11 protein-coding genes and 1 pseudogene are annotated in these 10,070 nt (G+C 72.1%); 9 read left to right on the top strand and 3 right to left on the bottom strand.

Going from position 1 to position 10,070, the window contains the following annotated elements:
* From ACWD4U_RS01630 to ACWD4U_RS01620, 3 genes and pseudogenes are all read left to right on the top strand, one after another.
* Positions 1–151: pseudogene (locus tag ACWD4U_RS01630) on the top strand (ABC transporter); the annotation flags it as partial.
* The gene (locus ACWD4U_RS01625) at positions 148–930 is read left to right on the top strand and encodes an ABC transporter permease (protein WP_363451219.1); all 783 of its coding nucleotides are present in this window, start codon (positions 148–150) and stop codon (positions 928–930) included. The pseudogene ACWD4U_RS01630 and the gene ACWD4U_RS01625, both read left to right, overlap by 4 nt.
* Positions 931–1,344: 414 nt before the next feature.
* Entirely contained in the window at positions 1,345–1,719 is a 375-nt protein-coding gene (locus ACWD4U_RS01620) for a VOC family protein (protein ID WP_363451217.1), read from the top strand.
* 39 nt (positions 1,720–1,758) lie between these two features.
* Here the strand turns inward: ACWD4U_RS01620 and ACWD4U_RS01615 are convergent, their stop codons facing one another.
* On the bottom strand, positions 1,759–2,469 hold the full coding sequence (locus ACWD4U_RS01615) for an MOSC domain-containing protein (RefSeq protein ID WP_363451215.1): 711 nt from the start codon (positions 2,467–2,469) through the stop codon (positions 1,759–1,761).
* Between the two features lie 82 nt (positions 2,470–2,551).
* Positions 2,552–3,292, bottom strand: a complete 741-nt coding sequence (locus ACWD4U_RS01610; RefSeq protein WP_363451213.1) for a cyclase family protein — start codon at positions 3,290–3,292, stop codon at positions 2,552–2,554.
* A gap of 230 nt (positions 3,293–3,522) precedes the next feature.
* Between ACWD4U_RS01610 and ACWD4U_RS01605 the strand changes: the two genes are divergently transcribed.
* From ACWD4U_RS01605 to ACWD4U_RS01580, 6 genes are all read left to right on the top strand, one after another.
* Positions 3,523–4,200: a UbiX family flavin prenyltransferase gene (locus tag ACWD4U_RS01605; RefSeq protein ID WP_363451211.1), complete on the top strand. Its 678-nt coding sequence runs from the start codon at positions 3,523–3,525 to the stop codon at positions 4,198–4,200.
* Positions 4,201–4,319: 119 nt separating this feature from the next.
* Positions 4,320–4,781 carry an Lrp/AsnC family transcriptional regulator gene (locus ACWD4U_RS01600; protein WP_363451209.1) on the top strand — a complete coding sequence of 154 codons (462 nt, stop codon included), beginning with the start codon at positions 4,320–4,322 and terminating at the stop codon, positions 4,779–4,781.
* Positions 4,782–4,832: 51 nt separating this feature from the next.
* Positions 4,833–5,795 (top strand): threonine ammonia-lyase, encoded by a 963-nt coding sequence (locus ACWD4U_RS01595; protein WP_363451207.1) that lies wholly within the window; start codon positions 4,833–4,835, stop codon positions 5,793–5,795.
* A 53-nt stretch (positions 5,796–5,848) separates the two neighbouring features.
* A complete protein-coding gene (gene mqnE, locus ACWD4U_RS01590) occupies positions 5,849–7,012 on the top strand; it encodes an aminofutalosine synthase MqnE (protein ID WP_363451205.1) in 1,164 nt (387 codons plus the stop codon).
* A 208-nt stretch (positions 7,013–7,220) separates the two neighbouring features.
* Complete coding sequence (locus ACWD4U_RS01585) at positions 7,221–8,162, top strand: L,D-transpeptidase family protein (RefSeq protein ID WP_363451203.1); 942 nt, start codon at positions 7,221–7,223, stop codon at positions 8,160–8,162.
* 96 nt (positions 8,163–8,258) lie between these two features.
* Positions 8,259–9,203 (top strand): beta-ketoacyl-ACP synthase III, encoded by a 945-nt coding sequence (locus tag ACWD4U_RS01580; RefSeq protein WP_363451201.1) that lies wholly within the window; start codon positions 8,259–8,261, stop codon positions 9,201–9,203.
* 213 nt (positions 9,204–9,416) lie between these two features.
* Here ACWD4U_RS01580 and ACWD4U_RS01575 read toward each other — a convergent pair whose 3' ends face one another.
* Positions 9,417–10,058, bottom strand: coding sequence for a TetR family transcriptional regulator (locus tag ACWD4U_RS01575; RefSeq protein ID WP_363451198.1), 642 nt, complete (start codon positions 10,056–10,058; stop codon positions 9,417–9,419).
* Positions 10,059–10,070 lie beyond the last annotated feature (12 nt).

Below are 10,070 nucleotides of genomic sequence, written 5' to 3'. Positions count from 1 at the left end.
CCTCCTCGACCGCCTCCACACCGCCCACATCGAAGCCGACGAACTCACCGTCCACACCCCCGACCTCGACGACGTCTTCTTCGCCCTCACCGGCGCCACCACCGTCCCCGCCCAGAACCAGCCCGCTCAGTCGAAGGAGAACGCCCGATGAGCACCCTCGCCCTGGCCGTGCGCGACTCGTCCACGATGCTGCGCCGCAACCTGCTGCACGCCCGCCGCTACCCCTCGCTGACGCTGAACCTGCTGCTCACCCCGGTGATGCTGCTGCTGCTCTTCGTCTACATCTTCGGCGACACCATGAGCGCCGGGATGTCCGGCGGCCGCACCGCCTACATCGCCTACCTGCTGCCCGGCATCCTGCTGATGACCATCGGCTCCACCACCATCGGCACCGCCGTCTCGGTCGCCACCGACATGACCGAGGGCATCATCGCCCGCTTCCGCACCATGGCCATCCACCGCGGCTCGGTGCTGATCGGACACGTCGTCGGCAGCGTCATCCAGGCCGTGGCCAGCGTCCTCCTGGTCGGCGCGGTCGGCCTGGCGATCGGGTTCCGCACCACCGGCGCCACCGCGCTGGAGTGGCTCGCCGCCCTCGGCCTGCTCGCCGCGTTCTCGCTCGCCCTGACCTGGATCGCCGTCGGCATGGGCATGGGCAGCCCGAACGCGGAGGCCGCCTCCAACAGCGCGATGCCGCTGATCCTGCTGCCGCTGATCTCCAGCGCCTTCGTCCCGCTGCACTCGATGCCCGGCTGGTTCCAGCCGATCGCCCAGTACCAGCCCTTCACCCCCGCCATCGAAACCCTGCGCGGACTGCTCCTCGGCACCGCGATCGGCAACAACTGGTGGATCGCGCTGGCCTGGTGCCTCGCCCTCACCGTCCTCGGCTACCGCTGGTCCAAGAGCCAGTTCGACCGCGACCCCAAGTAACCGGCGTGCGCACCCGGGCCGCGAGCCGGCCCCCGCCACCCCCCGAAGGCCCGTCGCCGCCACCGTCCAGGTGGCAGCGACGGGCCTCCTCGCGTCCGAGGGGGCGCCTACCCCCGCAACGCGAGCCGCGCGTACGCCCGGACGTCCGCATCGGCGTCGGCCAGCCGCTCCCGCAGCGCCTGCGCCACCCCCGGCCCGGCGACCGCCCCCGCCAGCGCCCGGACGGCGGCCTTCCGGACGTCGGCGTCCTGATTGGCCGGGGTTTTCGTTGCTGCGCCGTCACGCCACCTGACGGACCGTCCGACCCGGCGCTGAGCTGGGCGGACGGCGCCCCCGCCGGATGAACCGCCACCCCGCCCGGCGATGCGCCATGCTGGAAGCACGGGCATCGAGCGACCAGGACGGTGAGGTCTGATGATCGGCGTACTGCAGTGCGTGGTGCTGGACTGCCACTACCCGGCGGGCCTGGCCCACTTCTACGCGGGCCTGCTCGGCGGCGAGGTCGACCGCCCCGACGCGCGCTGGTCGCCGGACGACGACTGGTCGACGGTCCACCTGCCCGACGGGATGGTGCTCTGCTTCCAGCGGGCCCCGGACTTCCGCCCGCCGATCTGGCCCGACCCCGCGCACCCGCAGCAGCTCCACCTGGACATCGAGGTCGAGGACCTGGCCGTCGCCGAGCGGCGGGCGCTGGAACTCGGCGCCGAGGTCAAGGACCGCAAGCCGACCTGGACGGTGTACGTCGACCCCGCCGGGCACCCGTTCTGCCTGGTCCGGAAGGTCCCGTGACGGGCATCCGGCCGCTGCGGGGCCGGTGCTGACGCGGGGTCAGTGCAGCGTCAACGCGTCGCCGACCCGCAGTCGGCCCGGCCGGTCGACGGTGGCCAGCGCGTCCAGCCGCCCGTCGTGCTCGTGGACCAGCGTCTTGAGGATCTCCGGCGCGTGCGGCAGGCCCGGCTGCGGGGTGCCCACCATCGCGCAGCGCTCGCTGGAGCGGACGAACGCCAGCCGCACCCCGCCCTTCACCCGGCCCTCGCGGCCGAACCAGCGGTCCTCGGTGAACGGCGGCGTCCCCGGCGGGGTGCGCAGCAGCACGTTCGGGCGGAACCGGCGCTCGTCCACCACCGCCATCGGCACCGCGGCGGCCACCCAGTCCAGGGTGGCGGTGGTCAGCACGCTCACCGGCAGCTGGTCGAAGTGCGAGACGGCGTCCTCGCGGGCGAGTTCCACGTCCTCCTGCTCCAGGTAGGCGCGCAGGAAGGAGGTGGGGTCGGCGACCGGTGAGCCCAGCGGGTCGAACAGTTCCGGGGCGTCGATCCGGGCGCCGAGCCGGGCGCTCAGCCGCAGCAGCCCGTCCATCCGGCGGAAGCGCCGGGTGTTCTTCCCCGACCCGAGCTTCCCGGCCCCGTCCCGGACGGCGTACAGCCGGTCGCCGGCCAGGCCGCGCTCGTCCACCTCGACGGCGTCCAGCAGCTCGCCGCCCGTGGACTTCACGGGGTATCGCCACAGCCGCTCGACGACACCGATCACCTCAGCCATGGGCGCGAGCCTAGCGGCGCTCTCCGGCTTTGGTCTAGACCAAGTCCGGTGCCGCGGAAGGGCGCTGGTGCCGGCGCCGCGCTCAGCCGATCCGCGCCACCGCCCGCACCGGCGCCCCGTCCGCCGCGGTCAGCCGCAGCGGGAACAGCGACACCTCGACCGGCGTGCCCGCCGCCTGCGCCTCCAGCAGCAGCGTCAGGTCCGTCAGGTTCTCCGCGATCACCCCGCCGCCCTCCGGGCCCAGCAGCACCCGGTGCGCCGCCAGCGTCGGCGGCTCCGGAGCCGGATCGTGCTCGTCCGCCAACTCGGCCAGCAGCCGCGCCACTTCGGGGTCCGAAGGGCCCGGGTCCGGCGTCGGGTCCACCGACAGCGCATCGATCCCCACGGTGCGCACCCCGGCGTCCACGATCGCCCGGGCGGCCTCCTCGGTCAGGTACGGGTGCGCGAAGTAGCGGTCCGTCCCCCAGTACCGGGGCCAGCCCGTCGCCAGCAGCAGCACCGTGCCCGGCCCCGACGCGGCCAGCGCCTCGGCGAGATGACGCCCCGTCACCGCCCCGCGGGCCGGGACCTCCCGCAGGTCCACCACCACGGCGGGCCCGGTGAACAGCTCCAACGGCAGCCCGTCCAGCGTCGGCCACCGCACGTCCAGGTGGTACGGCGCGTCCACGTGCGTCCCGGTCTGCGACCCCAGGTGCACCTGCAACACGTTCACCCCCTCCACCTCGGCCGTGAGCGCCGCCCGCAACTCCACTCCGGGATCACCGGGGTACACCGGCATCCCGGACACCACCGGATGCGTCAGATCCACCAACACCGCTGCCATACCTCCATTCTGAGGGGAAGTCGCCCCAACCAGGGGCTCTGGGGGTACCTCCCGGCCCCCCTTGGGGCTGGGGGCGGAACTGCGAGGCGAGTGGCGGTCCGGGTTCCGGGGCGCTGCGAGGTCTGGGCGCCGACGGTTTCCCAAGGCCCCCAGCCGAGCTCAGACCACCAGACACTCGCCTCGCAGTTCCCCGAGCCCCCAGTGGTTGCTCCACAGCGACAATGGGCCCCATGAGCAACACCCGAAAGCCCTGGATCGTCGGCGTCTCCGGTGCCTCCGGCACCCCCTACGCCGCTTCCGTGATCCGCGCCCTGCTCGACGCCGGCGAAGCCGTCGACCTGATCGTCAGCCGGGCCGCGCGGCTCACCATCCTGGACGAGACCGGCATCTCCTTCCGGGACGCCCACTGGCGGGCCGACCTGGCCGACTGGCTGGGCCTCGCCGAGCAGGCGCTGGGGGACGTCCGGTACTGGCCCGCGGGCGACTTCGCGGCGGGCCCGTCCTCCGGCTCGTACCCCGCCAAGGGGATGCTGGTGGTGCCGGCCACCACCGGCGCGGCGGCGGGCATCGCGCTCGGCCTCTCCAAGGACCTGCTCCAGCGCACCGCCTCGGTCACCCTGAAGGAGCGCCGCCCGCTGGTGCTCTGCCTGCGCGAGACCCCGCTGACCGGCGCCACCCTGCGCCACCTGGTGGCCCTCGACGAGCAGGGCGCGGTCGTCCTCCCCGCCTCCCCGGGCTTCTACGCGGGCGGCTCCACCGCCCGGGAACTGGTCGACTTCGTGGCCGGCCGGGTGCTGGACGCGGTCGGCGTCCCGCACGAGCTGTACCGCCGCTGGTCAGGCAGCCTGGGAGAGGCGGCGAGCACCCCCGCGCGACACCGCGAAGTCCACCCGAGCCGGGGCGAGTGAGCGGGCTCGTTACGGGAGAGTATGTTCTCTGGGATACCCGGGTTGATCGGCGCACGACGCCTTGGATTCCGGATAATGATCTGTGGTTCTGGAGAGGTTCGGAAGGACGCGGCAGGCACATGGACTCTGTGGACAGACAGCTCATCCAGGCACTGAGGGAGAACGGCCGCGCCTCGTACGCGGAGCTGGGCCGCCTGGTGGGCCTCTCCGGGCCGAGCGTGACGGACCGGATCAACCGGCTGGAGCAGGCCGGCGTGATCACCGGCTACCGGGCGACCGTCAACCCGGCGAGCCTCGGCTACGGGGTGACGGCACTGATCGGCCTCCAGCTCACCGACGCCGCCGACCACGACGACGTCTCGCACCGGCTGAAGGACCTCCCCGAGGTGGAGGACTGCTGGTTCATCGCGGGCGACGACTCCTACATGCTCAAGGTCCGGGTGCCGGACGTCGAGGGCCTGGAGTCGGTGGTCAAGCGGCTGTCCGGCACCAAGGGCGTGGCCCGCACCCGCACCACCGTGGTGCTCTCCACCAAGTGGGAGAACCGGGTCAGTGAGCTGCCGCTCGACCTGGCCGAGTAACGTCCGCTGCGAAGCGCGCCACTGACGCACCGTCAACGAGAGGGAGCGGACATGACCCTGATCGGCCTGGAGGAACTGCACGCCGCGCAGCGGCGGATCGCCGGCACCGCCGTGCGCACCCCGCTGCTGCCCTGCCCGTGGGCCGCGTCCGGCCCGCGCGAGCTGTGGCTGAAGCCGGAGAACCTCCAGCCGACCGGGGCGTTCAAGATCCGCGGCGCGATGAACCGGCTGGCCGCGCTCACCGACGAGGAGCGCGCCCGCGGCGTGGTCGCCCAGTCCAGCGGCAACCACGCCCAGGCGGTGGCCTACGCGGCGCAGCGCCTCGGCCTCAAGGCGGTCATCGTCATGCCCGACACCTCGCCCGCGGTGAAGATCGAGAACACCCGCGCGTTCGGCGCCGAGGTGGTCATCGTCACCGCCGAGGAACGCGACACCGTCCCCGCCGAGCTGGCCGACGAGCACGGCTACGTCTGGGTGCCGCCGTACGACGACCCGTACATCATCGCGGGCCAGGGCACCGTCGGCGTGGAGATCGCCGAGGACGCCCCCGACGAGCTGGACACCGTGCTGGTGCCGGTCTCCGGCGGCGGACTGATCTCCGGCACCGCCGCCGCGCTCAAGCTGGCCTGCCCGGGCGTGCGGGTGATCGGCGTCGAGCCGGAGTTCGCCGCCGACGCCCAGGCCAGCCTGCGCGCCGGGGTGCGCACCGCCTGGCCGGTCGCCGACACCTACCGCACCATCGCCGACGGCCTGCGCACCACCTCCGTCGGCGTGCTCCCGTTCGAGCACCTCACCGCCTACGTGGACGACATCGTGACGGTCTCCGAGGACGAGATCCGCGCCACCGTCGCGCTGCTCGCCCGGCGCGGCCGGATCGTCGCCGAACCGTCCGGCGCGGTCGCCCCCGCCGCCTACTTCCACCGCGCCGAGGAGCTCGGCGGCCGCGTGTTCGCCGCCGTCGTCAGCGGCGGCAACCTCGACCCCGCCCTGCTGGCCGAGCTGCTGGCCGCCTAGGCGTAGTCTCGACTTCGGCAACGAATCGAAGTCGCAAGGAGGCGGAGCGCCGCATGGACGCAGGGCTCAAGCGCGAGCTGGAGGCGAAGGTCTACGCCGGTGAGCGGCTGACCCGCGAGGACGGGATCGCACTCTACGAGAGCGACGACCTGGCCTGGCTGGGCGGCCTGGCGCACCACGTGCGGACGCGGAAGAACGGCGACGTCGTCCACTTCAACGTCAACCGCCACCTCAACATGACCAACGTCTGCAGCGCCTCCTGCGCCTACTGCTCGTTCCAGCGCAAGCCGGGCGAGAAGGACGCGTACACCATGCGCATCGAGGAGGCCGTGCGGCTGGCCAAGGCGATGGAGGTGGAGTCCCTCACCGAGCTCCACATCGTCAACGGCCTGCACCCGACGCTGCCCTGGCGCTACTACCCGCGCTCCCTCAAGGAGCTCAAGGCCGCGCTGCCGAACGTCTCGCTGAAGGCCTTCACCGCCACCGAGATCCACTGGTTCGAGCGGATCAGCGGCCTGACGGCCAGTGAGATCCTCGACGAGCTGATCGACGCCGGCCTGGAGTCGCTCACCGGCGGCGGCGCGGAGATCTTCGACTGGGAGGTCCGCCAGCACATCGTCGACCACGACACCCACTGGGAGGACTGGTCGCGGATCCACCGCCTGGCGCACGAGAAGGGTCTCAAGACCCCGTGCACCATGCTGTACGGCCACATCGAGGAGCCCCGCCACCGGGTCGACCACGTGCTGCGGCTGCGTGAACTGCAGGACGAGACCGGCGGCTTCCAGGTCTTCATCCCGCTGCGCTACCAGCACGACTTCCACGACTCCAAGGACGGCAAGGTCCGCAACCGTCTGATGGACCGCACCGAGATGGCCACCGGCGCCGAGGCGCTGAAGACCTTCGCGGTCTCCCGGCTGCTCTTCGACAACGTCCCGCACGTCAAGGTCTTCTGGGTGATGCACGGCGTCACCACCGCCCAGCTCGCGCTCAGCCACGGCGCCGACGACATGGACGGCTCGGTGGTCGAGTACAAGATCACCCACGACGCGGACAACTTCGGCACCCCGAACAAGCTCGGCCGCGACGACCTGCTCGACCTGATCCGCGACGCCGGCTTCCGCCCGGTCGAGCGCAACACCCGCTACGAGATCATCCGCGAGTACGACGGCCCGGACCTCCAGCGCCGCGAGACCCCGCAGGCGATGCGCCTCTGACGACCGCCCGACCCGCGCCCCGGTGGCTGCTTCCGACATTCGGAACCGGCCACCGGGGCGCGGTCGTACCCGCGGGGCGTGCGGCGCTGCGCCGCACCACCGAGGGCCTGCGGCGGCGGTGAAGAAACGTTTCCGGCCGCGTATGCTCACAGGCTCATCACACGTCCCGGGTTCCGCACCGGTCTCCGGGTCTGGGAGGATCGACCGCATGTCCGGTTCCCATCGCGCCGCCTCGCACCGCCGTTCGGCCGCCGCGCCGAGCACCCGGAGCGGGGTCCCGGCCGCCGCGCCGAGCACCCGGAACGGGGCCGAGCAGCCCCAGGGCCGTGCCGCGGGCCGCCGTCGCAAGCCGAAGCCGCGCCGGACCCGCAAGTTCACCGTCGGCACCGCGACGCTGCTGGCGCTGGCCGCCGGCTGGTTCACGATCGGCCCGGGCCGGACCTTCCCGCAGACCGCCAGCGCCGCCCCGGACCGCGAGCCCGGCGAGCAGGTGGTCCCGATGCAGGCCGCCGAAGCGCACACCGACGCCCCGGCCGCGGACCGCTCCAGCCGCGACAAGATCACCGCGATTCCCGGTCTCGGCCCCACCTGGACCGCCCAGATCCCCGCCGAGACCCGCCAGCTGCTGGTCGCCAGCGGCAAGGACAAGGACTCCTCCGACTCCACCGTCACGCTCTGGACCCGCGGCGACGACGGCAGCTGGCAGGCCGGCCAGGCCTGGCCCGCGCACAACGCGTACAAGGGCTGGACCGCCGACCACAAGGCCAACGACCTGCGCAGCCCGATCGGCCTGTTCGCGCTCACCGACGCCGGCGGCCGCAAGGCCGACCCCGGTGCCAAGCTCCCGTACGACCGCGACAACGCCTTCCAGATGTCCGGGCGCGGCTTCAACAACGAGCCGCTGGCGGGCTCCTTCGACTACGTCATCGCGATCAACTACAACCGGGTCGCCGGCACCTCGCCGCTCGACACCGGCTTCCCGATGGGCGCCGCCAAGGGCGGCGGCATCTGGCTGCACCTCGACCACGGCGGCCCCACCCACGGCTGCATCTCGCTGACCGAGGACCACATCGTCGAGCTGCTGAAGACCCTCGACCCGGCGATGCATCCGATGATCGTCATGGGTGACGCCCCCGCACTGGCCGCCTGACCAGCGCCGAGTTGTGAGGCCCCTACAGCATCCGGCACCCGATCCTGTGCCAGAGTGTTACCGCCCGACTCACCGGTAACCCGGTTGAGTGGCTGTATGACCGCCTCCCGCATCGTGTCGCTCGGCCACTACCAGCCACCCAAGATCCTCACCAACGACGAGTTGGCGAAGCTGGTCGACACCGACGACGAGTGGATCCGCACCCGGGTCGGCATCCGCACCAGGCACATCGCCGAGTCCGAGACCCTGGTCGACCTCGCCACCGAGGCCGCCCAGAAGGCGCTGGCCGCCAGCGGGTTCTCCGCCGACCAGATCGACCTGGTCGCGGTCGCCACCTGCACCGCCGTGGAACGCAGCCCCAGCACCGCCGCCGCGGTCGCCGCCCGGCTCGGCATCCCCACCCCCGCCGCGTACGAGTTGAACACCGCCTGCTCCGGCTTCTCCTACGCGCTGGCCACCGCCGACCACGCGATCCGGGCCGGCGCCGCCACCCGCGCGCTGGTGATCGGGGTGGAGCGGATGTCCGACATCATCGACTGGACCGACCGGACCACCTGCGTGATCTTCGGCGACGGCGCGGGAGCCGCGGTGGTCGAGGCGGTTCCGGACGAGCAGTCAGGCATCGGCCCGGTGGTGTGGGGCTCCGAGCCGGAGAAGGGCGACGCCGTCGCGATCAGCGGCTGGCAGCCCGTCATCAGCCAGCAGGGCCAGACCGTCTTCCGCTGGGCCACCACGCAGATCGCCCCGCTGGCCCGCCAGGCCTGCGAGAGGGCCGGCCTCGACCCGTCCCAGCTGCGCGGCTTCGTCGCCCACCAGGCCAACCTGCGGATCATCGACGCCATCGCCGGCAAGCTCGGCCTGCCCGAGGACGCGGTGGTCGCCCGCGACGTGGTCGACTCCGGCAACACCTCCGCCGCCTCCATCCCGCTCGCCCTCTCCAAACTGGTCGCGCGCGGCGAGCTCGCCAGCGGCGACCCCGTGCTGCTCTTCGGCTTCGGCGGCGGCCTGGCCTACGCCGGCCAGGTGGTGCGCTGCCCCTGACCGGGCACCCGGGACACCGGGCCGGCCCCGACGGGGCGCCGGACACGACGAAGGGGCGGTCGGGAGAATCTCTCCCGACCGCCCCTTGCGTCCGTAGATGGGTGGCGCACTACGGTACGTCGGCGAACCTCCCCCGAGGACACGGCCGCCGTCCGCCACACCCCGGACAGGAAACCGGGGTTCGCACGCCAGGTGGACTGAGCTCTGCGGCTGTTACTTCGGCGGCTTCTTTCCGGTGACTCCGAGGTACACCTGGAGCGCCAGGTTGGGCTTGAGGTCCTTGACCTTCACGCCCCACGAGGTGAACGCCTTCGAGTGCTCCGCCGCGGAGGCCAGCAACGAGACCAGGGAGCCGGCGATCGCCGACGGATCGACCGACTTGTCGGTCTTGCCCTGGTTGTTGCGGACCGCCTCGGTGAGCGGCGCCGCCACCGAGTTGAGGACCTTCATGCGGATCTTGAAGAACCGCTTGTCCCCTTCCGCGGCACCGAGTGTGACCACTCGGAGAATGGCGTCATTCTTGCGCCAGAAGGCGAGGAATCCGTCCACCAGATCTTCCGAAGTGGTGAACCCGGTCTTTCCCGCCCAGGACTTTCCATCGACGAGCTCTTTGAGCCCGCCGCTGTCCTCGGCCATTTCCTCGGCGATCTCAAGGACTGCGCCCTCGACATCCGGGAAGTACTGGTAGAAGGTCGCGGGGGAGGTACCCGCCATACGGGCGACGTCGATGACCTTGACGTCCCGGTACGGCGACGTGCTGAGCATCTCGCGGAGGCAGTCGAGCAGCTTCTGCCGCGTCTCCTGTCCGCGCCGCCCGGCGACGCGACCGTCGACGGTGCGAACTTGTCCTGTCATGCCGTCAGCTTA

The sequence above is a fragment of the Kitasatospora sp. NPDC002522 genome (assembly GCF_053595195.1).
Note: the sequence above shows the minus strand (reverse complement) of the source record. Positions and strands in the feature narration are given on the sequence as shown.